Source organism: Sphingomonas sp., assembly GCF_036388215.1.
In the GTDB taxonomy this organism is placed as follows: Bacteria; Pseudomonadota; Alphaproteobacteria; order Sphingomonadales; family Sphingomonadaceae; genus Sphingomonas.
Window position 1 is genome coordinate 255745 of sequence record NZ_DASVSH010000031.1, and the last position, 25344, is coordinate 281088.

Genomic DNA, 25344 nt, shown 5'->3' on the forward strand with positions numbered 1-25344 from the left:
CTGTCCCTACGTGGCGGCTTCCGATGGACGCGGCCTCCCACCGCCGCCCCGAACTCAACAGGCCTTTACGCAACCCTGCACCTACTCACTATACGCTCTGATACTGTGGACCAGGCCGCTCTCCGTGAGAAAAGCGGCCCTTATCGCTCTAAACGAAGGTGAAGTCCGCCGTGTTGATCGCGGGGGCGTTGTCGAACGTGATCACGTCGTGCGACGCGCCGGCGTTATAATTCACCTGCCAATGCGTGGCGTCGATCTGCGTGAAGGTCGCCCCAGCGCCATAGCCTACGAACTGGAGCGAATCTCCGATGCCTGCGCCGTTGCCGCTGAAGTCGAGGACATGGTCGCCATCGCTTTCGCCGAAACGGAATACAAACACGTCGTTGCCGTCGCCGCCGTAAAGCGAGTCCACCCCGGCCGCGCCATCGACCGTATCGTCCCCGCCATTGCCATAGATCGTGTTAGCCGCAGCCGTGCCGGTCAGCGTGTTGTTGCCGCTGCCGCCATAGATCGTGTTGCCTTCGATGATGTACTCCACCGACGCGCCGTTGAGCAGCGCGGTGCGCTGATCCAGCGTGAAGGTGAAGCCGACTGCCTGTATCCCGTCCTGGCCCGAACCGCCGACCACCTGGAACCCGGCGGCGGAGTTCGACACCTTGAACAAGGTGCCGGCCGCGTTCTCGCTGAGGAATGAGACGGTGCCCGTGTTCTTGCCCGACAAGTCGAACACGGCGTCCGCCGTGGTGATCTTCGACCCCGTCTGGCCGTACACGTAGGTGAACTGCGCGACCTGCGCGGCCGACATCTTCACCGTGGCCGTGGTGCTGTCGAGCGAGAGATATTCGAAGTTGGACAACGTGATGGTGGTCAGATCGCGGGTGCCGATGATGCGGAAGTAATCGAAGCCCGTGCCGGCATCCAGGACGCTGCCTGCCGCGAAGCCGTAGGTATCGCGGACATAATCGTCGTTGGCGCCCATATCGGCGACGGCGATGCCATTGCCGAGGTGGAGCTCATCGTTGCCGGCCCCCATGTTCACATTCGCCGTGCCGGTGCCCTGCATCCACACGACGTCGGTGCTGTTGCCGGTGTTGATCGTGCTGTTGCCGTTGGCCAGGCGGATATAGTCCGATCCGTTACCGCAGGTGATCGTCGAGGTCGAATCGCTAGCGAACACGTCGACCTGGGTATTGCTGTTCGACACGAAGGTCGTGGTGACGCCGCTGCGGAAGTAGACGGTGGCGCTATTCACCGAATTGTTCATCAGCGTGATCAGCTCGAACCCGGAGAAGCCGGCCAGCGCACCGAAGTTGAAGGTCCCACCGCCGTAAAGCTTGAGTTCGTCGGTGCCCGTCGCCCCGGCCGCCAGGTTGTCGCCGTTGGTCAGCGTCGCCGATGTGGCGATGATCGTCTGGCTGTCGGGAAGAGCTGGAAGCGTATCGTTGCCTGTCGTCAGCTTGATCGTGCCGGGAGTTGCCGCCGGAGCCGTATAGGTGCCCGAGAAATCGATGATCGTCTCAACCGCACTGGTCGCGAAGATGAACTCCCGGTCGGCAGCACTGAGCGTGATCGTCGCGGCATCGATCGTGTCATTGCCTGCTCCGCCCTGAACCGCTGTCGCCATCGCCGCGCTGTTGACCTTGAACGTCGTGCCGGTGGCGTTGAAGCTTGCGAAATAGGCATTGCTGACCGACTTGTTGGTCAGATCGACCAGGGCTTCGCCAAACGTGACCTTCGATTGCCAGCCGCTGCCGCCGAACTGCTGAAACTGGGCCAGCTGCGCGGTGGTGATGCGGATGTCGCCGCTGGTCGACAGATATTCGAAGTTGCTGATCGACGTCGCAGTCAGATCGCGATTGCCGAAGAGGTACAGGTAATCGAAACCACTGCCGCCATTGACCGACGAGCTGGCGTTGAAGCCGTATTGGTCGAGCCGCAGCTGATCGGTGTCGGCACCCATGTCGACCGTGACGAGGCCGGTGCCCAGATAGACGTTGTCGTTGCCGATCCCTGTGTCGATCGTCCCCCCGCCGGACGAATTCATGAAGACCGTGTCGCCATTGGCGCCCGTCGAAATCGTCGCAGTGCCGGTTCCGTTCTGGACCGTGTCGCCGCCGCCGGCCAGCGTGACGGTGCTGGCCATGTTGTTCAGCAGAGCGGTGACCCCGCCAGTGCCGGTCGCGGTGATGTTGGTCGTCTCGTTGGTCTTCAAGGTGAGCGACACCGTGGTGGTCGTGTTGTTGACCAGCTTGACCTCTTCGAACCCGGTCACGTTGAACGAATTGAGGTTGAAGGTGCCCGTGCCGTAGATCGCCAGCGTGTCGGTCCCGGCCCCGCCGGCGAGCACGTCGGCGGCGTTGAGCGTCAGCGCGGTCGCGTTGACGGTCACGTCGCCGGGATCGGCCACGACGGTATCCGTGCCCGTGGTCAGCCTGATCAGATTGCCGCCCGACACCGGGGCCGCATAGGTCCCGCTGCTGTCGATCAAGGTCTCGATCGACGAGACCGCGAACAGATAATCGCGCTGGTCGGCAGTCAGCGCCGCGCCGACCACCTGGACGGTGTCATTGCCATTGCCACCATAGATTTGCAGCGCCGCCGTGGCGCTCGAAACCTTGAACAGGGTGCCGGTCGCATTGGTGCTGTAGAGAGTCGCATTGATGAGCGTCTTGCCGGTCCAGTCGAGCGTGGCGTCGGCGATCGTCACCCGGCCAGCGGTGCTGCCGGTGATCGTCGTGAACTGCGCGAGCTGGGCCGCGGTCATCGTCACCTGGCCCTGCGCGCTCAGCGTTTCCAGGTTGGTAAGCGTCGCCCCGGTCAGGTCACGGATGCCGTTGACCTGCAGCGTGTCTGTGCCGAGGCCGCCGTCGATGGTCTGCGCGGCATTGAAGCCGTTCTGGTCATAGAGGATCGTGTCCTGATCGGTCCCGGCCAGGACGGTGGCCAGACCGCTGCCCAACCGAATTACGTCGTTGCCCTGACCGGTTTCGATCGTGGCCGCGCCGCCATTATGGTTGACGGTATCGTCCTGGGTGCCGGTATCGACGGTCGCCGTGCCGGTGCCGAGAGTGACGGTATCGTTGCTGTCTCCGGTCAGCACGGTGGCCGCGCCTGCACCCGTCGTGACGGTGTCGAACCCGGACCCCGTATTGACGCTGGCGGTGCCGCTGCCGGTGGTGACGATGTCGTTACCGTTGCCGGTGTTGATGACGACGTTGCCGGTCCCCGCGGTTACGGTATCGGCGCCGTCGGCGCCGGTGAACGTGCTGGCCAGATTGTTCAGGATAGTGGTGGTGTTGCCCGTGCCACTGACCACGACATCGTTCTGGACGCCTGCCTTGAGCGTGAGCGTTGCTGTGTTGGCGGTCAGGTTGATCAGGCGGACCGTCTCGATCCCCGAATAGGCCGCCAGAGTCGAGAGGTTGAACGCTCCGCCGCCGAACAGGAGCAATTCGTCGGTCCCGCCGCCGGTGGTGATCTGATCGCCGGTGTTGAGCGTCAGCGAATTCGCGAGCACCTGGTCGTTGGTCGCACCGGCATTCGCCACGTCGCTGCCCGTCGTTAGCGTAATCTCGTTGCTGTCGAGCACCTGGATCGTGAACACCCGGTCGTAGAACGAACCCGCCGCGTCGGTGGCACGCACGGTGACCTGGCGGGTCGTCGCCTGTTCGTAATCAAGGCCGGTGCCGCCGACTCGCAGCTCGTTGCCTACGATCGTAAATAATGCGCCATCAAGGCCCGGACGGATCGAATAGGTGAACGTATCGGCAACGTCCGCATCGGTCGCGGACAGGACGCCGACGACCACGCTCGGCACGTTCTCCGGCACCGGGTTGACTGCCATGCTCAAGTCGGTGACCGGATCATTCACCGCGGTGACGTTGATCGTCATCGTGTTGGGCGACTGATCGGTATCCTGGCCACCATTGGCGGTCCCGCCATTGTCCTGCACCTGATAGGTGAAACTGGCATAGCCGGCGCCGTTGGCGTTCGTCGCCGGCGTGAAGACAAGCTTGCCCGCAGTGATATCGGCGGCGGTAACGAGCTGGCCGGCCGTGATGGCGACGCCGTTGAGCGCCAGGGTGCCCGCGGCCGGAACGGTCGTGATCGTCACCGAAGCGAGCGCATTGCTCTCAGTGTCGGTGAACGCGAAGTTCGCCGTCGTCAGCGTGAGCGCGGTGTCTTCGGTCGCGGTGATGGTGCGATCCGCGCCTACCGGAGCATCATTGACTGGCGTGGTCTGGAACGTCAGCCCATTGCTCGACTGATCCAGATCGACGCCGCCATTCGCGGTGCCGCCATCGTCCTGCACCTGGAACGAGAAGGCCGCGCTGGTGGTGGCGTTCGGAACGTGGATCCAGGTCAGCTTGCCCGCATCGATGTCCGCAACGGTGATGACCTGGTTTACAGTGACGGCGGTGCCGTTGAGCCGCAGCGAGCCCGTGGGCAGCGCGGCGATCTTGACCGCGAGCAAGGCGTTGCCTTCCACATCGGTGAACCCGAAATCGGCGCGTGCCAGCGTGTACGTCGTATCCTCGAGCACGACGACCGTCGTGTTGATGCCCACTGGCGCATCGTTAACCGGATTCACGTTGATGATCAGGGTGTTCGGCGACTGATCGGTATCCTGGCCGCCGTTGGCGGTGCCGCCATTGTCGCGGACCTGGAAGGTGAAGTTCCCATGGCCGCTTCCGCTGGCGTTCGCGGCCGGGGTGAAGATGAGTTGGCCCGCGTTGATTGCACCGACCGAAACCACCGCACCTGCCGTCACCGCCGTGCCGTTGAGACGGAGCACGCCGTTGCTCGGCAAGGTCGTAATAACGACCGCGGAGAGCGCGTTGCCCTCGGCATCCGAGAAGCCGAAGTTCGCGGCCGTCAGCGTCAGCGGTACATCCTCGTTGACGCTCAGCGTGGCGCCGGCTCCGGAAGGCGCGTCGTTGGTGCCGGTGATCGTCCAGCGCGCCGAAGCGGGCGTCGAAGTCGTGCCGTCACTGACGCTGTAACTGACCGTGACGACCGTCGTCGCGCCGGCGGCAAGCGACTGATAGGCCGCGTCCGCAGGATTGAGCGAGAAGGTCTGGTTCGCGGCGTTATAGGTGACGCCTGCCGGCAGAGTCGTTGGAACATCGGTTACGGTCAGCGTCGTCCCGGCATCGACGTCGGATGCCTGGGCGCGCGCGTTGATGACGGACGAAGCGCCGTCTTCGGTCGCTGTTCCGGTCGCAGCGCCGCTCACTACAGGCGCGTCGTTCGTGCCCGTGACGACCCAGCTCGCGGTCTGCGCGACCGAGGCGGCGCCGTCGCTGACCCGGTAATTGACCGTGACCGTGTTCATCGCGCCCGCAGCGAGCGACTGATAGGCCGCATTAGCGGGATCGAGCGTGAAGCTCTGTGTCCCGGCATTATAAGTCACGCCAGCCGGCAGTGCGCCGATGCTGGTGACCGACAGCGTTGTTCCGGTGTCCACATCCGCGGCACCGGTCAGCGCAGAAAGCGTGACGCTAGCGCCATCCTCGGTAGCAGCGCCGGTCACCGCGCCGCTCACAGTCGGCGTGTCGTTGGTGCCCGTCACCGTCCAGACTATGGCGGTCGGGACTGTGGTGGTGCCGTCGGTGACGCCATAGCTGACCGTAACGGTCGTCGTCGCGCCTGTAGCCAGCGACTGATATGCCGCATTTGCGGTGTCGAGCGTAAAGCTCTGGGTCGCGGCGTTGTAAGTCACGCCGGCCGGCAGGGTCGCCGGCACGTTCGTGACCGAGACGGTGCTGCCCGAATCGATCGCACTTGCCCTTGCAAGACCGCTGATCGTGGAGGCCGCGCCGTCTTCGGCGACCGTGGCGGTAGAGTTGCCGCTTACGGCGGGACCGTCATAGGTGCCCGTGACGGTCCAGCTTGCGATAGCCGGAGTCGTGGCGATACCGTCCGTGATGCCGTAATTGACCGTGACCGTGGTCGTCTGGCCCGGAGCGAGCGACTGATAGGCCGCGGCACCCGGATTGAGCGTGAAGCTGTGGGTCGCTGCGTTGTAAGTGACGCCCGACGGCAGCGTGCTCGGCAGCACCGCAGTGAAGATCGTCGCGTCGTCCACATCGCTGGTGTTGGCGAAGGCGTCGAGCGTCGAACTCGCGCCATCCTCAATGGCCGTGCCCGTCACCGGGCCGCTCACGACAGGTGCGTCGTTGGTGCCCGTCATCGTGATCGTCAGCGTTGAGCCCGAAGTCGCGCCGAACTGGTCGCGCATCGTGTAGGTGACAGTCACGCTCTCGGTGTCGCGCGCCGCCAGGTGATCGAAGACGGTGCCCGGATTGTAGACGACCTTGTTATCGACGATCGAGACCGTGCCGCGCCCGTTCGGAACGCTCACTGACGTCAGCGTCAGGACCGCGCCGGCATCGATGTCGGTATCGTTGGCGAGCACATCGAAGGTGATCGGATCGTTTTCCGGATAGGTCAGGAAGCTGAAGATCTGGGCATGGATCGCCCCGCCGCTATTGTCGCCATTCTGGCCGCTGTTGTCGGTCCAGCTGATGACGATCGTGCCGTTGGCCAGCGTCGTGATCGCCGGCTCGCTTTGGTCGTAGTTGCGGAAGCTGTTGACTACGAACTCGTTGCCCACGGCCTGGCCGCTGCCGTCGAATACCTGCGCCCGGATATCGCTATAATCGGTGCTGCCATTGTTGTTGTTGTAATGCGCGCTGTTATCGATCCAGGTGATGACGAAGCCGCCATTGGGAAGCGCCGTGATCGCCGACTGATATTGGCTGCCGACCACCACGGAGTTCGCCTGGAACTCCCCGCCCACCCGCTGGCCCTGGGCGTTGAAAACCTGGCCCATGACGTTCTCATAGTCCTGGTTGTTCCCGGTGCCCTGGGTCTGCCAGGTGACCACGAACCCACCATTCGACAATGCCGTCATTGCCGGCTCGCCCTGATAGCCCTGGGTAGTGGTGTTGACGAGGATTTCGCTGCCGACGCGCGCACCCGAAGCATTGAACCGCTGGGCGCGAATTCCGGTATCGGTATCGCCGCCCTGCTGGCTGCTATCCCGCCACGCGATCACGAATCCGCCGTCGGACAGCGACGTGATCGTGGGTTCATACTGGTCGTAGATAGTAGTGAGGTTGGCGACGATTTCGCCGCCCACTCGCTGGCCGCTGGCGTTGAATATCTGCAAGTTGATGTTGGTGTATTCCTGGCCACCATTGTTGTGCGGGCTCTGATCCGCATAAGTCACGACGAACCCGCCCGAGGCGAGCGCTGTGACTTCCGCCTGATATTGTGCGTGGGTGGTCGCGGTGTTCACGCGGAACTCGCTTCCCACGCGCTGCCCCGATGCGTCGAAAATCTGGGCGATGGTCGCGAGGCTGCTATTGTCGCCGAACTGCTGGCTGTCGTCCTGCCAGGTGACGACGAACCCGCCCGAGGCGAGCGCAGTCGTGCTGGGCTCGTACTGGCCGTTGGTGGTGGTCGCGTTGATGCGGAACTCGTTGCCCACGCGCTGGCCGGCTGCGTTGTAGAGCTGCGCCGAAATATTCGCCCAATCGCCATTCTGGCCGTTGCTCTGGTCGGTCCAGGTAACGACGAACCCGCCATTGGCCAAGCCAGTGATGCTCGACTGATACTGGCTCTGATAGGTCGTGCTGTTGACCTGGAACTCCGGGCCGATGGCCGTCGCGCCGATCACGCCGGGGCCGGCATCGGCCACTGCAACCGGGGCGTCGTTGGTGCCGTTGACGGTGATCGTGACCTGCTCGGTCGCGAAGCCGCCCTTTTCATCGGTGACGCGCACCGTGAAGGTCTCGGTGACCGATTGGCCCTCCGCGAGACCCTGGGTCGCCGCGCGGCTGTTGTCGAGCGTGTAGGTCCATGCGCCCGCATTGGTGAGCGCGAAGGTGCCATAGGTGCCGTTGCCACCGCTGGCCGGGAGCGACCAGGTGAGGCTCGCGCCGTTATCGGCATCGGACGCGGAGAGCGTCCCGGTCGTCGATGGCGTACCTGCCACGTCTGTACCGTTATCCAGGTCGCCTGCCTCGGTGACGGAGCCGACGCGCGCCGCGGGCGTGGAAGTGGAGACCGGGGCATCGTTGGTTCCGGCGACGCTGACCGTCACGGTTGCCGGCTGCGAGCCGGCCCCATGGCTGTCCACCGCGCGATACGTGAAGGTCACCGTGCGGCTCTCGCCTTGCGCCAGATCCTGGAAGTCGGCGCCCGGGTTGAACCCGAACGTGCCGTCGCCATTGTTGACCACGCTGCCCTCGCCGGGCTGCGTCAGTACCTCGAAAGTGAGATTGGCCGCGTCGCCCGCGTCCACGTCGTCGCCGACGAAGCTGCCGGTGACTATTGGGCCGTCCTCACGTGCGCCGCTCCCGCCGCCGATGCCCACATCGAGCGGCTCCGCATCCCAGGCCGATGGAATGTTGGAGAGCGGGACCACACTGAATTCGACGACGCCGTCGCCGTTCGTATCACCGAGATTGTTGAGATAGGCGGCGGTGTTGCCGTACCAATAGCCGCCCTGGTTGGGCACGAAGACGTCCAGATCGCCATCCGCGTCCAGATCGGTGACTGCCAGGCCATAACTGCCATAGCCCGTGTAATAGGACGTGGTGGTGAAGTTGAGATTGCCGTCGGCGTCAGTGTCGCCCTGGTTCAGGCTGAGGTACACATAACCGTTGGCGCCCGAAGAAGAGAGATCGAGGTCGCCGTCGCCGTCGAGATCGGCGAGCGTGGTTTCCATCACGTAATCGTTGATGGTGATATTGCTGACGCCGAACTCGATCTGGCCATCGCCGTTCGTGTCGCCGCGGCCCATCATCACCTGGACGCCCTGATAATCCCAGCGTGAGATGACCAGATCGGCCTTGCCGTCGCCGTTGAGGTCGCCGATCGACGCGCCCATCGCGGACATGGTGCCCGGATTGAGGCCCTGGTTGACATAATTGATCTGGCCGTCGCCGTCCGTATCGCCGCGGTTGAACATCACGGTGACTGCCTGGCCGCCATACCAATTGGCTTCGTAATTCGGGATCACGATGTCCGAGAGGCCGTCTCCGTCGAGATCGCCGGTCGCGATGCCATAAGTATAGCCGTTGCTGCCGTTGGTGGCGATGCTGCGGCTCGAGAAGTCCTCGATCACTCCGTCCGCATCGCTGTCGCCCTGATTGATCAATTCGGTCAGCGAGCCATACGAACTGTAGACGATGTCCAGCTTCCCGTCGCCGTTCAGGTCGGTGAGGCCGATGTCCTGGCTGCCGTTGCCGCTTTGCGAAACCATCGTGCTGACGAAGTCCACTCGGCCGTCCGCATCGGTGTCGCCGACATTGCTGTAGGTCCAGACCTGGCTGCCGTTGATCGAGACCATGTCCACATCGCCGTCGCCGTCGATATCGCCGGTGGCGAGGCCGGTGCCGTATCCGCCGGAGAGCGTCGACGGCGCATCCGGGGTGTCCGCCACGCCGTCGCCATTGGTGTCGATAAGCCGGGTGAAGATCATCCCCGACCCGTTATTATAGGGGGCGATCGCCACACCCGATCCACCGAGCGAGCCCGAAGTGCCGGAGAGGGAAACGTCTGCGGCCGTCGGCGCGCGATTGTCCTCGGAGCCGGCGACCTGGATGGTGATCGTCTGCTGCGCGGTTCCGCCCTTGTCGTCGGTCACGGTCGCAGTGAAGGTTTCGGTCACGGTCTGGCCGGGCGCCAGCGCCTCGGTCGCGGCACGGCTGTTATCAAGCGTGTAAGTCCACACGCCCGCCGCGCTGATCGCGAAGCTGCCATAAGTGCCGTTGACAGTGCCGCTCCAGCTCGCGGTGGCGCCGGTGTCGACATCGCTCGAAGCGAGTGCGCCGGTCGCGGTCGCGGTGCCGGCAACGCTGCTGCCCGCCTCGACGACGCTGCCTGCGGCCGCCGCTGCGTTCGAAGTGACGACAGGCAAATCGTTGGTGCCGGTAACGGTCCAGCTGGCCGATGCGGGAACGCTGGCGGTCCCGTCGGTCACCGAATAGTTCACGGTCACAATCGTCGTCGCGCCCATGGCGAGCGACTGGAAAACGGCGTTGGCCGGATCCAGAGTGAACACGCCGGTCCCCGCGCTGAAGCTGACCCCGGCCGGCAGTGTCGCAGGCGGCGTAATCGCGAGGACCGCGCCATCGTCCACGTCGCTTGCATTGGCCAGGCCATTGAGGCCCACGGCCGAGCCGTCTTCAGTCGCGGCGCCGGTAACCGCGCCGCTCACCACTGGGGCGTCGTTGGTGCCCGTGACGGTGATCGTCGCGGTCGAGACGGATTGCGAGCCATGCTCGTCGGCCATCGTGTAGCTGACGATGACGGTTTCGGTCGCGCCGGCGGCAAGATTGTCGAAATCGGCGCCTGGCGTGAAGACAAGCTGGTTGCTCACGATCGAGGCGGTGCCCTGCCCGCTGGGGGCGGTTGCAGAGACCAGCGTGAAGACGTGGCCGGTATCGACATCGGTATCGTTCGCCAGAACGTCGATGGTCAGGGTCTGATTCTCGGTGCCCGCCGCAGTGTCCGCAACGGCGACCGGGCCGTCATTCGTGCCCGTGACGGTGATCGTGACAGTCGAGCTCGACTGCGCGCCATGCTCGTCGGCCATGATGTAGCTGACGGTCACGATCTCCGTCGCGCCCGCGGCGAGATCGTCGAAATTGGTGCCGGGCGTGAAGACCAGCTTGTTATCGACCACCGAAGCCACGCCCTGGCCGCTCGGTGCGTTCGCCGAAACCAGCGTGAAGACATGGCCGGTGTCGACATCGGTGTCGTTGGCGAGAACGTCGATCGTCAGCGTCTGATTTTCGGTGCCCGCCGCGGTGTCGGCTACAGCAACCGGGCCGTCGTTGGTGCCGGTGACGGTCACGGTGACCGTCGAGTTCGACTGCGCGCCATGCTCGTCGCGCATCGTGTAGCTCACGATTACCGTCTCGGTTGCGCCCGAGGCGAGATCATCGAAGCTCGTGCCCGGCGTGAAGACGAGCTTGTTGTCCACCACCGAAGCCACGCCCTGGCCGCTCGGCGCGCTCACCGAAATCAGCGTGAAGGCGTGACCGCTATCCACGTCGGTGTCGTTGGCCAGAACATCCACAGTGAGAGTCTGGTTCTCCGTGCCCGCCGCTACGTCCGCGACGGCGACTGGGCCGTCATTCGTGCCGGTGAGGGTTAAGGTCAGGGTCGAGGCGGCGGTTGCGCCCTTGTCGTCGGTGACAGTGTAGCTGGCGGCTACGGTGAGGAGCTGGCCCAGCGCCAAATCCTGATAGACCACGTTCGACGCATCGAAGCTGTAGCTTCCATCGGTGTTGAGCGTGAGGCCGGGAACCGGAGCATCGAGGGCGAAGCTGCGCGTTGCCCCATCGTCGATATCGCTGTCGTTGCTGGCAACCGATCCGGTCACCACTGAATCCTCGGTCGCGTTCGCGGTGTCGGCAATCGCGACGGGAGCGTCGTTCGTGCCGGTGATCGTGATGGTGGCCGTGGAGACGGATTCCGCCCCTTGGCCATCGCGCATCGTATAGCTGACGGTGACCACTTCGGTGGCTCCGGCGGCGAGATGATCGAAGTCCGTTCCGGGCGTGAATACGAGCTGATTGTTGAGCACGCTGGCAACGCCGTGCGCCGCGGGGGCCGAGGCCGAGACGAGCGTGAATACCGCGCCGTCATCCACATCGGTATCGTTGGCGAGGACATCCACCGCGAGAATCTGGTTCTCGGTACTCGCAGCGGTATCGGCGACGGCGACCGGGGCGTCATTGGCGCCGGTGACGGTGACCGTCACGGTAGCGGCCGACTGGCCGCCCTGGGCGTCGCTGATCGAGTAGAAGATCGTCACGGCCTCGCTGGCGCCGACCGCGAGGTGGTCGAAATTGGCGGGCGTGTAGACGAGCCGGTTCGCGACGATGGCAACGCTGCCCTGCGCCGGCGCCACCATTGCGGCGGTGACAGTCAGGACATGATTGTCGTCCAGGTCGGTATCGTTGGCGAGCACGTCGATCGTGACCGCTGCATTCTCGCTCGTGGTTGCGGCATCGAAGCTGGCTACCGGCGCATCGTTGGTGCCGGTCACGGTTACGGTGACGGTGCTGGCCGAAGTCGCGCCATGCTCGTCGCGCATCGTATAGGTGAGCGTGACGGTCTGGGTGACGCCCGCCGCGAGGTGATCGAAGTCGGCGCCCGGTGCGAACACGAGGCGATTGTTGACGATTGCGGCCAGCCCGCTGCCTTCCGGCGCGCTCGCGCCCAGCAGCGTGAAGACATGACCATCGTCCACGTCTGTATCGTTCGCCAGCACGTCGATCGTGAGGGTCTGGTTCTCTGTGCCCGCGGCCGTATCGACTACGGCGACCGGGCCATCATTGGTGCCGGTCACAGTGACGGCGACGTTTGCAGTTGAAGTCGCGCCGAACTCGTCGCGCATTACGTAGCTGAGGGTCACCACCTGAACGGCGCCGGCCGCCAGATGGTCGAACGCTGTGCCCGGCGTGAAGACGAGCTGATTGGCGACCACGGCGGCATTGCCCTGCCCGCTCGGCGCGCTGGCCGAGACGAGCGTGAAGGCGCTGCCGTCCACGTCGGTATCGTTGGCGAGCACATCGATGGTGAGCGCCTGGTTCTCGGTGGTCGCGCCCGTGTCGGCAACCGCAACGGGACGATCATTGGTGCCGGTGATCGTCACCACGACCGGCTGGGTAGCAATTGCCCCGAATTCGTCGGTGACAGTGATAGTGAAAGTCTCGGTGACCGTCTGGCCTTCGTCGAGCGCCTGGGTCGCCGCGCGGCTGTTGTCGAGCGAATAGGTCCACGCGCCGTTCGTCGCGATGGCGAAGCTGCCATAGGCGCCGTTGGCCGTGCCGCTCCAGGTTGCGGTAGCGCCCGCATCGACATCGGTCGAGCGCGCCAGGCCGCTGCCGGCCGCATCGCCAGCTACGACGGAACCGTTATCGAGATGGCCCGATTCGACCAACGTGTCGGTATAGCTTGCGCCCGTGCCGCCCGCGATCGAGAGATGGAAGTTGTAGCTGCCCGACGCGCTCGATGCAGACGGGAAACGTGCCATCTGGATATAATAGGTGCCGGCGGTGAGCTGTGTGCTGATATAGCTGTCGAGACCGGAGGTGCTGCCCGGATCGCCGCCGGCATCGTCACTGACGGCCAGCGCAGTGCCGCTCGAATTGTAGAGCGTCAGCCATGTGTCGAAGGCCGCCCCATCGACGTCGAGCGTCACGGTCGCACCGCTGGGCACGGTGAAGCTGTACCAATCGGTCTGGCCGTCGGCCACGGCCGACACGGTGACGTGCGGAACGGTGGTCGAGTTTTCGATGTTGCCGTTCGAACTGAGCGAAAGCAGCCCGTCGAGCGAGACGGCAGCAGCCATGCTGTGATTGTGGACGTTTGACGGGAGCGCATAGCTGCCCGATCCATTGCCGCTCACGCCGCCGCCGGGGACGATCACCGGCGCGTCGTTAGTGCCGTTCACGGTGATTTGCACGGTCTGCGTCGCGGCCGCGCCGAACTGATCGCGGACGGTCGTCGTGAAGCTCTCGGTGACCGTCTGGCCCTCGCGCAGCGCCTGGGTGGCGCTGCGGCTGTTGTCGAGCGCATAGGTCCACTGGCCATTCGCGCCGATGGCGAAGCTGCCATAGGTGCCGTTGGCGTTGCCGCTCCATGTCAGCGCCGCGCCGTCATCCACATCAGCCGCGGTGAGCGTGCCGGTCGCGCTTGATGTGCCCGCAAGCGCACTGCCGTCATCTGCATTGCCGGCCTCGATCACCGTGCCGCGCGCTGCGGCGGCTCCGGATGTGACGGTCGGCGTGTCGTTTGTGCCGGTGACCGTGATGGTGGCGGTCGAAGTCGATTGCGCGCCATGCTCATCCGCCATCGTGTAAGACACGACTACGGTCTGGGTAGCGCCGGGAGCGAGATGATCGAAGTCGGTTCCGGGCGTGAAAACAAGCTGGTTGTTCGTCACCGAAGCGGTGCCGCTGCCGCTCGGGGCAGCCGCGCCGAGCAGTGTGAAGACATGCGCGTCATCCACGTCGGTGTCGTTCGCAAGCACGTCGATCGTGAGCGCCTGGTTTTCGGTGGCGGCGGCGGCGTCGGCGACGGCGACCGGGCCGTCATTCGTGCCCGTGACCGTGACCGTGACCGTCGAGCTCGACTGCGCGCCGTGCTCGTCGGCCATCATATAGGCCAGCGTCACCACTGCGGTGGCGCCCGCGGCGAGGTGGTCGAACGCGATGCCGGGCGTGAATACGAGCCGGTTGCCCATGACCGAGGCGACGCCGGAGCCGCTGGGCGCCGACGCGCTGAGCAGCGTGAAGACATGGCCGTCGTCCAGATCTGTGTCGTTCGCCAGCACGTCGATCGTGAGCGCCTGATTCTCGGTGCCCGCCGCGGTGTCCGCCACCGCGACCGGACCATCATTCGTGCCGGTGATCGTAACCGTCAGGGTCGAAGCGGATTCCGCCCCTTGGCCATCGGACATTGCGTAGAGGACGGTGATGACTTCGGTTGCACCAGCCGCAAGATGATCGAAATCGGTGCCGGGCGTGAACACCAGTTGGTTGCCCGAGATCGTGGCAACGCCCTTACCGCTGGGCGCCGAGGCGCTCAGCAACGTGAACACCGCGCCGTTGTCGACATCCGTGTCGTTGGCGAGCACATTCACCGTAATAGCGGCGTTCTCGGTGGTGGCGGCTGTGTCCGCGACCGCGACCGGGCCGTCGTTGGTGCCGGTGATCGTAACGGTGACCGTCGAGCTCGACTGCGCGCCGTGCTCGTCCGCCATCGTATAGGCCAGGGTGATCACCGCAGTGGCGCCAAGCGCAAGATGATCGAAATCGGCGCCGGGGTTAAACACGAGCTGGTTGGCGACTACCGACGCCGCGCCATAGCCGGCCGGGGCCGAAGCCGAAACCAGCGTGAAGACATGGCCGGTATCGACATCGGTATCGTTTGCCAGAACGTCGATGGTCAGCGTCTGATTCTCGGTGCCCGCGGCGGCGTCGGCGACGGCGACCGGGCCGTCATTCGTGCCCGTGACGGTGATCGTGACAGTCGAGTTCGACTGCGCGCCATGCTCGTCGGCCATGATGTAGCTGACGGTCACGATTTCGGTCGCGCCCGCGGCGAGATCGTCGAAGCTAGTGCCTGGCGTGAAGACGAGCTTGTTGTCCACCACCGAAGCCACGCCCTGGCCGCTCGGCGCGCTCACCGAAATCAGCGTGAAGGCGTGACCGCTATCCACGTCGGTGTCGTTGGCCAGAACATCGATCGTCAGCGTCTGATTCTCGGTGCCCGCGGCGGTGTCCGCAACAGCGACCGGGCCGTCATTCGTGCCCGTAACAGTGAGGGTGAGCGTCGAGGTCGATTGCGCGCCATGCTGGTCGCGCATGGTATAGCTGACGATGACCGTCTCGGTCGCGCCGGCGGCGAGATCGTCGAAGCTGGTGCCGGGCGTGAATACAAGCCTGTTGTCGACGACCGAAGCCACGCCCTGGCCGCTCGGTGCGTTCGCAGAAACCAGCGTGAAGACATGGCCGTCATCGAGATCGGTGTCGTTCGCAAGCACGTCGATAGTCAGCGCCTGATTTTCGGCGCCCGCCGCAGTGTCGGCTACTGCAACGGGGCCGTCATTCGTGCCGGTCACCGTCACGGTGACGGTGGAGCTCGACTGCGCGCCATGCTCGTCACGCATGGTGTAAGCTAGCGTGACCACAGCAGTCGCGCCGATCGCGAGGTGATCGAAGGCGGCGCCCGGCGTGAAGACGAGCTGGTTGGCGGCGACCGAGGCAGTGCCGTAACCAGCAGGCGCGGAAGCCGAGACCAGCGCGAAGACATGGCCGTCGTCCACATCGGTATCATTGGCCAGCACGTCGATCGTCAGCGTCTGGTTCTCGGTGCCCGCAGCGGTGTCCGCGACTGCGACCGGACCGTCATTGGTCCCCGTAACGGTGACGGTGAGCGTGGAACTGGAGGTCGCGCCATGTTGGTCGCGCATCGCATAGGTTACGGTGACCGCCTGGGTCGCGCCCGCGGCGAGATGATCGAAATTCGCGCCGGGCGTGAACACGAGGTTGTTGTTGACGACCGTCGCAATGCCCTGGCCGGTAGGCGCGTTCGCCGAAACCAGTGTGAGGACATAGCCATTGTCCACGTCGATGTCGTTCGCCAGCACGTCCACGGTGACGGACTGATTCTCTGTGATGGAAACGACGTCCACAATCGCCACCGGACCGTCATTCGCCCCGGTGATGGTCAGCGTGACGGTCGCCGTGTCGGTATAGCCCTGATCGTCGCCCATCGTGTAATTGAACGAGACGGTCGCGGTCTGGCCCAGGGCCAGGTTCTGGTAGGGCGCGCCGGGCACGAAAGTGAAAACATTGTTGTTCAGGGTCAGCGTGCCGGGAAGGCCCGCGGCGTCATAGCTGATCACGCGCAGCGCGCTCGAATCGGCGGCGAGGATATCGACATCGTTGGCGAGGACCGCGATCGTCGTCTGGCCATCTTCCGAAACGCTGGCCGTGTCGTTCTTCGCATCGACCGGAGCCACGAGATCGAGCTTCTCGAACTTGTGCGCCTTGAGGTCGAAAGCGGAAAAGCTGAACTGGCCGTTCGAACCGCTGGCAAGATGGGCGCGGAAGCGCTGGATGTCCGCAAGGATCGCCGAATCGGCGGCCTGGGCCGCGGTCAGCACCAGTTGGAGCGTGTCTACGCCGTCCTCGCCGGTATAATTGTCTTTCGCGGTCAGATTGTCCGACACCACGTGCCGGGCGATGTCGTCGCCCGCTCCGAGCTTGATATTGTCGTCGCCACCCCCAGCGTTGACGAAGTCGTTTCCTGCGCCCGAGTCGATCTTGTCGTCGCCGGATCCCGTCGTGATCGTGTCCGCGCCCGAGCCGGCCCTGACGTCGTTTCGGCCGCTGCCGGCCAGGATCAGGTTGGCGCCGTCCCCGGCATCGATCTTATCGTCGCCGCTGCCCGTGGTGATCGTGTCTGCGCCGGAACCGGTCTGAATGTCGTTCTTGCCATCGCCGGCGTTGACGACGTTGACCCCGTCGCCGGCATCGATCTTGTCGTCGCCCGATCCGGCAGTGATCGTGTCGTTGCCGCCCAGGGTGGTCACGTTGTTGTTGCCGTTGCCGGCGTTGATCACATTGTTGCCCGCGCCGGCGTTGATGCTGTCGCTGCCATCGCCTGTGGTGATCGTGTCGTTGCCCGTCCCGGCGGTGACGGTCTGGCTTCCGGTTCCGGTGGCGGTGACGCGGTTGTTGCCGTTGCCCGCGTTGATCGTGTTGCTGCCAGCAGCCGCGTTGATGACGTCGTCACCGTTGGTGCCGTTATACGTAGCCATGATTGCCCCACCCGAATAAAAGTGACGGCCTTGTACCGATCAAGTGAGGCGAACGTCAATCAAGTGAAACTCATTTTCTAAAGAATAAAAATCGATGAAAATTCCTTACAATTATTAAATAATACTGTGGTTTTAGCTTGCGTCATCACAGGTATTTTAAGAATAAACAAATTACTCTGGATAGTTAACAGGATATAACTGTATATTTTTCTTATAATGGGCGAAAGCGTAGGCCGCATTATATTGCTATTAAATTGCGGACTTGTTTCCGTCTCCCGTGCAAAAAGGGTAAATGCGCCCGCCAGATCGCGAAATCGGCGCGGCCCAGCAATCGGCAACGAGTTCGTTACTGTCCAGAAAAGAACTGGTTATGCGAAGTTGTTACGATCGGCCCGGTCTCAAAACGGGACGCGCGCCTCGGCCCCTGCAAGCCGCGCAAAATGGAGATCAGTGCTCGCGAAACGCGGTCTCGCCTAGCCGGGTGATCGGAGTCAGGATATAAGCGAGCACGGTCCGCTTCTCCCCGCGTAAATCCACTTCCGCCCCCATGCCCGAGGTGATCGGGCGTATGGTGCCGTCCGCCATTCGCAGGCCGTTCGAGCTGGTCCGCACCTGCACGATATAATAGCTTTCGCCGGTCTTTTCCTGCGTAACCGAGTCGGGCGAAATCTGCGTAACCGCGCCTTCGATCGTGCCATAGATCGAGCGATCATATGCGGTGATCGCCACCGTGGCGCTCTGGCCCATGCGGACCGCGGCGATATCCTGCGGCCGGACGTGCACTTCGACGAGCAGGCTCTTGTCGTCCGGCACGATCTCGACGAGCGGCTGGCCCGGCTGGACGCTGCCGCCGCGCGTGGCCACGAGCACGCGATTGACTCGCCCGGCCATCGGCGAGCGGACGACCGTTCGCTCCACTCGCTTGCTCAACGCCGGGAGCGCCTGGCTGCGCGCCGAAAGCTCCGCCTGCGCGGTCGCCAGCTCATCCGCAGCGCGCGCGCGCCATTCCTGCCGCGACACCGCCATCTGTGCGCGCGCCTCGGCGACCTGCGCACGCGCGCGGCCGATCCCTTCCGCGGCGGAAGCGGCGTCGCTGCGTGCGCCTGCGGCCTCACCCTCCACTTGCACCAGGCTCAGCCGCGGCTCGATCCCACGCTCGACCAGCGATCGGATCGTGCGGAGCTGCGCCATCTTGGAATCGCGCAGGGCCACGCGCCCCTGATAATTCGCGCTCGCCTCCGCCACTGCCCGCTCGGCCTGGCGCACGCGCGCATTGGCGGCCTCGGTCATTCGCGCCAGCTCGTTCATCCGCGAGGCATGAAGCGCGCGTTCGATCGCAACTTGCCCTGCCGGATCGGGCCGAGCCGGATAGACGGGCTCGCGGCCGGTGACCTCCGCGGTCAACCTGGCGATCTTCGCGCCGAGCGCGCCGGTGGTGGCTTCGCCGCTTCCCAGCTCCGCGCCCGACTGAGTCGAGTCCAGCCGGATGAGTTCGTCACCGCGCGCCACCGTCTGGCCCGCCCGCACCAATATGTCCTGAACGATCCCGCCTTCGAGGTTCGAGACGATCTGCAACTGCGCGCTGGGCATCACCCGTCCCGTCGCCCGCACGGTGCGGTCGATCTTGGTCAGCCCCGCCCAGAGGAAGAACAGCACGACAAAGACGATGATCGTCCACAGCAGCACGTTCGAAGCGGTGCTCGCTTTGATGCGGCCCGAAAGCTCCTCGAGGCTGGCATGCTCCATGTCAGGCCACCGCGCGCGGGCGCTGGAGTTGCGCCATGATCTGGTCGCGCGGGCCGTCGGCGACCACCCGGCCCTTGTCGAGCAGGATGATGCGCTCGACGAGTTGCACGAGCTGCGGTCGATGCGTGATGAGCACGAGCGTGCGTCCCTTCAATTCTTCCTGGAGCTGCTGGATCAGCATCGCTTCGGTCTGCTGGTCCATCGCGCTCGAGGGTTCGTCCAGCAGCACTATCCTGGGGCTGCCGGCGAGCGCGCGGGCGATGGCGATCGACTGGCGCTGACCGCCCGACAATCCCTCGCCGCGGTCGGCAAGCCGCAAATCATATCCGTTGGCTATCTGGCCAAGATATTGATGCAGGCCCGAGACCTGAGCCACGCGGAACACTTCCTCGTCATCCACTCCCTCGCGGCCAAGCGAGATATTCTCGCGCACCGTGCCGGTGAGCAAGGCGCTGTCCTGCATCGCCGCGCCCATTGCGCCGCGAAGGCTTTCGGGGTCGAACTGGCGGATATCGATGCCGTCGATCATCACGAGCCCATCCTCGGGCGGAAACAGGCCGAGCATCAGCCGCGCACAGGATGACTTGCCCGATCCGACCCGGCCTAGCAGCGCAACGTGCTCGCCGGGCTTGATCGTGAAGTTGATGGCTTCCAACACCTTTTCCGCGCCCCCCGGATAGCGGAAGCTGACATTGCGGAACTCGATCTTGCCTTCGGGCCTGGCGAGCTTGAGGCCATCTTTCTCCGGCCCCTCCACCGGCTGCTGCATCAGCGCGTCGAGCTGGCGATAAGCGGTGCGGGTTCCCGTGAGGCGCGTGAGCAATTGGGTGATCTGGCCCAGCGGCGCGATCGCACGGCTGGCGAGGATCGAGCAGGCGATCAATCCACCCGTCGTAAGGTCCCCCGCCGCGATCTGGAACACGCCCGCCACGATCACGCCGGCATAAGAGAGCGTTCCCGCGGTTCCAGCGAAGGTCATGCCGATGGAGGCGATGAGCCGCTGGCGCATCGAGCTTTCGGATTGCTGGCTGACTGCATCGCGCCAGCGCCGCTTGAGCAGCGGTCCGGCGCCGCTGGCCTTGACCACTTCCAGGCTGCCGATGGTCTCGACCAGCACCGATTGCTTGGCCATCCCCTGCCCCATCGTCCGCGCCGAAAGCCGCTCGATCGCGGGCTGCGTGACGACGCCCACGATGACCACCAGCACGGCAAGCACTGCGGGGACGAGCACGAGCGGCCCACCGATCAGTGCGATCACGATCAGGGTCAGGAAGATGAAAGGCACATCCACGATCGCCACCAGCGTGGCGGAGGCGAAGAATTCCCGGAGTCCTTCGAGTTCGCGCATCAGGCTGGACAGTGATCCTGTCGATCCCTGCTTGAGCTCCAACCGCATCGCCACCAGGCGCGCGAAGACGTGCTCGCCTACATTCTGGTCGATATCCGCGCCGGCCAGATCGACGAAATAGGCGCGCAGCATCTTGAGGATGAAATCGAAGACGATGATCAGCGCCAGGCCGACCGACAGGCCCACCAGCGAACTGATCGCATTGTTCGGAACTACCCTGTCATAGACCACCATCGAGAAGATCGAAGTGAGCAGGTTGAAGATATTGATGAACACCGCCGCTAGCGCGACTTTCCAATAGGTCGCGCTGTTGCGCTTCATCGGCTCCGCGAGCCAGGCCGCGAAGCGGGGCTTGGGGACAGCGACATGCTCTTCGCTCATCGAACGCTATCCTTGGCTTCGGCCTTGGCTTCGGGATCGACGCCGAGTTCACGCGACAACCGGCCGGTGCGCGCGAGCAGCACGTAACGGGCGGCGTCCAACTCGGTCAGCCCTTGAATATACGCGGCGGCGCTGGCGAAATAAGCGTCCTGCGCTCCAAGCACATCGAGAAGGGATCCGCGCGCGAGGCGGAACCGCTCGGCGATGACGTCGCGCGAGCGCCGCGAAGCGATATAGGCGCTCTCAAGCGCGGCAAGCTGCTGTTCGAGCGCCTGCACGTCCGACCAGGCGATCGCTGCATCGCGCGCCGATTCCTCACGGACGCGCTGGAAGCGGGCATCGGCGGCGCGCACGCGGGCGGCATATTCGCCGGTCCTGGGATCGGTGCCGCCAAACAGCCGCTGGCGAAGCGTCACGCGGAAGCGCACGTCGTAATCGCGGTCGTTCTCGATCACTCCATAGCGCCCGGCATCGATACCCGCGGAAACGTTGGGAAGCTTGCTGGCCCTGACGGCGCCGGCATCGCCCCGCGCTGCCTGTGCGCTCGCCTCGGCGCTGCGAACCTCTGGCGCTGCCCTTCCCGCGTCTGCGGCCGATGCGCGATCGCCAAGCGTCATCGCCGGTACGGGCGCGCGATCGAGCTTTTCGGGAGGCTCGGCCCCTGTCAGTTCGCGAAACCGCGCTTCGGCATTGGCCATTGCGCGGCGGAATCCGGCGATCTGGCGGTCCGCATTGGCGATATAGCTGTCGACGCGCGCCAGATCGCTTTCCGCCGATGCGCCTTCGCGAATGCGCTGCTCGACCCCATGGCGCAAGTCGCGCTGGCTCTCGCCGAACGCCGTGGCCAGCCCGACAAGCGCACGCATCCCGAACAATTCGTACCAGGCGGAAACCGTCGCGAGCGCCACGCGCTCTGCGATCCCATCGGAATCGGCGGATGCGGCGCGGCGTCGGTCCTTGGCAGCCTCGATCCGCTTTTCCGTTGCGCCGAAGTCCAGCACGGTCTGCGAAAGCGACAATTGCGCATCGGTGCGCTGCCGGGGGCGCGAACGCTCGATGATGTTGCTCGGATCGTTGGAAAAGTCGCGTGAGAGCACGCGATAGCTCGAAACCGACGCATCCAGGCTGGGAAGGCGTCCGCTTTGCTCCTGACGCACGCGAACTTCGGCGACATCTTTCAGTGCCTCTGACTCGAGCAAGGCGGGATGCCGGTCGATCGCAGCTTCCATTACGGCGCGAAAGCTCTCGCGGTCCGTCTGGCGGCGGCGCAGCGCGAGCACGGGGTCGCGATCGAAATCGATATCCATGGGACGCGCTTCCGCAACCGGCAGGTCTGCCGGGGGACTGGTCGGAGCGGCTTGCGAATGCGCCGCGGCATCCTGACCGACGGCAAGCAGAAACGCGAACAGAATAGCGCCAACCCCCCCAATAAGGCATGGCCCGTACGCGAGCGCACCCGGCACGTCACTGAAAAAATTTCACAAAATCCGCGTGCGCGCATTGGGTGAGCGGCGGCGCCGATAGAAACAGGGTTCAACTTCCTGGATGGAAAATTCCAGATTGACGGCAGATCGAATGAACGTGTTACACCTCATTCAGGACGCCAGCAGATAAAATTAGGAGTGGGGAATGTCTGACACTGGCGTTGAACACGACACGCTGGAGCGCTTACCGCCCCCCTTCGGCCTCACTCGGGCACTGACGGGCAAGGATTTCGCGCGGAATATATCCCCCGAAGCGGGAGCGCTGGCGGGAGCAATACTGGTCTATCTGTTCTTCTTTCTGGCAGCGCCTCCGTTCCGCGATTTGGAATCGCTGTCTACCGTGCTTTATGTCAGCTCGATTTACGGCATCCCGGCGATTGCAGTGGCGTTGCTGATGATCGGTGGCGAATTCGACCTGTCCGCGGGGGTCGGTGTAATCAGCGCGGCTCTGCTAGCGTCGATGCTGAGCTACGAGCTCACGGCGAACGTCTGGCTAGGCATCGCAGTCTCGCTTGCCGTGGCGCTCGGCATCGGAGCGCTCAACGGATGGATGGTCGTCCGAACCGGTATTCCAAGCTTTCTGGTAACGCTTGGAAGCTTCTTCATGCTGGGAGGACTGAATCTTGCTCTGACCAGATATGTCACCGGCAGCGTGGCCACCCGATCCATCGCCGACATGGATGGCTTCGCAAGTGCGCGGGCAGTCTTCGCTTCAAGCTTCGAAATAGCTGGCATCACCATTCGGATAACGGTGATCTGGTGGCTGGCGTTCGCGCTGCTAGCGAGCTGGGTCCTGCGGCGCTCCATATACGGCAACTGGATATTCGCGGTTGGGGGTGCGCCGGCGAGCGCGCGAGCGGTCGGCATTCCGGTCCGTCACGTGAAGATACTGCTGTTCATGGCCGTCGGCTTTGCGTCTTGGTTTGTTGGCATCCATCAATTGATGGCCTTCGACACCGTGCAGTCCGGCGAAGGCGTCGGGAAGGAGTTCTACTATATCATCGCCGCCGTGGTGGGGGGCTGCCTGCTCAGTGGTGGCCAGGGATCTGCTGTCGGCGCGGTGCTCGGGGCGCTCATCTTCGGAATGACGACACAGGGGATCATTTATGCTGGCTGGAATCCCGACTGGTTCAAGTTTTTCGTCGGCGCGCTGCTACTTTCGGTGATCTTGATCAACACGCGCGTCCAGCGCTGGCGGGCGGATCGCATATGACGCGAATGCTGATGAAGCTGACGGGGATCGGCAAGCGTTACGGTGCCGTTACAGCGCTGAGCGGTATCGACTTCGCAGTCGCATCCGGTGCGGTGGTTTGCGTGCTCGGCGATAATGGCGCCGGCAAGTCGACACTGATCAAAATCATCTCGGGCATCCACAGTCCCGACGGGGGTGTATTCGAGCTCGATGGCAAGCCGGTTTCACTCGGGTCTCCCAGAGATGCGATCGCGCGCGGCATTGCCACCGTGCATCAGGATCTCGCCATCGCGCCATTGATGCCGGTGTGGGCGAACTTCTTTCTCGGTAAGGAGCTGCGTACCGGCAAAGGGCTTTTCGCCCGCATGCACATCGCCGCGATGCGGCGGATCGCGCGCGAAGAACTTGCAGGGATGGGGATCGCCTTGAATGATGTCGATCGGCCGATCAGCGGTCTTTCGGGTGGGCAGCGGCAATGCGTCGCTATCGGCAGGGCAATATACTTCGGCGCCCGGATCCTGATTCTAGACGAGCCCACGGCGGCGCTTGGCGTTAAGCAGGCCGGTGTCGTGCTGCGTCATATTCGGGCCGCCAGGGAACGCGGCGTTGCCGTAATATTCATCACCCACAACCCGCATCACGCCTATGCCGTGGGCGACCAGTTCCTGCTTCTGCAACGGGGACAAAGTCAGGGCTTCTTTGATCGGAGTCAGATCGCCGTGGACGATCTTACGCGCCGCATGGCTGGCGGCGCGGAACTGGAAATGCTCTCGCATGAACTCACCATTCGAACGCCCGAGACCGAGGCGACCGGGAAGGACGACAGATGACCAAGCGATTGTCGCACGCAAAACTGCTTACGCTCGCCGGTGCACTGGCCCTTCTTGCGGGGTGTAGTTCGAAAGGGGGTAAAGCCGGCGCTGAGCAGGCCGACCAGAAAGCCGCTCCAATGACGGTGGCCCTGATAACGCATGCGGCGCCCGGCGATACGTTCTGGGATCTCGTCCGGCTCGGAGCCGAGGCGGCAGCAGCCAGCAATAACGTATCGCTGCGCTATGTCGGCGATCCCGATGGGGGAGCGCAGGTGACGCTGGTGCAAAACGCGCTCGACTCCAAGATCGACGCCATCGCCATCACGCTTGCCAAACCCTCGGCAATGGCACCAGCTGTTCGGCTGGCGGTCGAGCGGGGTACGCCGGTCGTCGCGCTCAATGCCGGCATCGACGCATGGCAGCCGCTTGGCGTAACCTCATACTTCGGCTCCGATGATGGCACAGCGGGCGAAGCGGCAGGCCAACGGGCTGCAAAGGACGGGGCGAAACACGTTTTGTGCGTGGCCCACGAGCAGGGCCATGTGGCCCTCGAAGCGCGATGCGATGGACTGAGCCGCGGGTTCACGCCTGGCCGCTTTGAAAAAGTCTATGTCATGGGCACCGACATGCCATCCGTCCGATCGACAATCGCCGCCAAGCTGAAACAAGATCCGTCCATCGATCTCGTGGTGACGCTCGGCGCTCCCTTCGCGGTGACCGCCCGCGATTCGGTGCGGGACCTCGGCAGCAAGGCGAAAGTAGCGACTTTCGATCTCAACGAGCAGATTCCAGCAATGATCCGAAACGGATCTCTGGAATGGGCCATCGACCAACAGCCTTTCTTGCAGGGCTATATGGCCGTCACGGCCTTGTCCTTGCAGCACCGGACGGGGAACATCATCGGGGGAGGCAAGCCGGTGCTTACCGGCCCGTTCTTCGTCGATCGGTCCAACGTTGATAAATTGGGCTCCGCCGCCGCTCGCGCCAAGCACTAGCGGCCCGGCTCGGGAGCTTTTCCTCTATCG

General features: G+C 64.1%; 7 protein-coding genes. 3 read left to right on the forward strand and 4 right to left on the reverse strand.

Annotated features, from left to right (window positions below; translation table 11 throughout):
• Positions 1 to 148: 148 nt before the first annotated feature.
• The 4 genes from VF617_RS13705 to VF617_RS13720 all read right to left on the reverse strand — a co-directional run bounded on the left by VF617_RS13705 (position 149) and on the right by VF617_RS13720 (position 22138).
• Complete coding sequence (locus VF617_RS13705; RefSeq protein ID WP_331015450.1) at positions 149 to 17356, reverse strand: Ig-like domain-containing protein; 17208 nt, start codon at positions 17354 to 17356, stop codon at positions 149 to 151.
• Between the two features lie 447 nt (positions 17357 to 17803).
• The gene (locus VF617_RS13710; RefSeq protein ID WP_331015451.1) at positions 17804 to 19102 is read right to left on the reverse strand and encodes an HlyD family type I secretion periplasmic adaptor subunit; all 1299 of its coding nucleotides are present in this window, start codon (positions 19100 to 19102) and stop codon (positions 17804 to 17806) included.
• A gap of 1 nt (position 19103) precedes the next feature.
• Positions 19104 to 20831, reverse strand: coding sequence for a type I secretion system permease/ATPase (locus VF617_RS13715; RefSeq protein WP_331015452.1), 1728 nt, complete (start codon positions 20829 to 20831; stop codon positions 19104 to 19106).
• On the reverse strand, positions 20828 to 22138 hold the full coding sequence (locus tag VF617_RS13720) for a TolC family protein (RefSeq protein ID WP_331015453.1): 1311 nt from the start codon (positions 22136 to 22138) through the stop codon (positions 20828 to 20830). The genes VF617_RS13715 and VF617_RS13720 overlap by 4 nt, the downstream gene beginning before the upstream one ends.
• Positions 22139 to 22460: 322 nt before the next feature.
• Between VF617_RS13720 and VF617_RS13725 the strand changes: the two genes are divergently transcribed.
• Genes VF617_RS13725 through VF617_RS13735 form a run of 3 tightly spaced genes read left to right on the forward strand, consistent with a single transcriptional unit; the run spans position 22461 to position 25314 of the window.
• A complete protein-coding gene (locus VF617_RS13725; protein ID WP_331015454.1) occupies positions 22461 to 23528 on the forward strand; it encodes an ABC transporter permease in 1068 nt (355 codons plus the stop codon).
• A complete protein-coding gene (locus VF617_RS13730; protein WP_331015455.1) occupies positions 23525 to 24337 on the forward strand; it encodes an ATP-binding cassette domain-containing protein in 813 nt (270 codons plus the stop codon). The genes VF617_RS13725 and VF617_RS13730 overlap by 4 nt, the downstream gene beginning before the upstream one ends.
• Complete coding sequence (locus tag VF617_RS13735; RefSeq protein WP_331015456.1) at positions 24334 to 25314, forward strand: substrate-binding domain-containing protein; 981 nt, start codon at positions 24334 to 24336, stop codon at positions 25312 to 25314. The genes VF617_RS13730 and VF617_RS13735 overlap by 4 nt, the downstream gene beginning before the upstream one ends.
• Positions 25315 to 25344 lie beyond the last annotated feature (30 nt).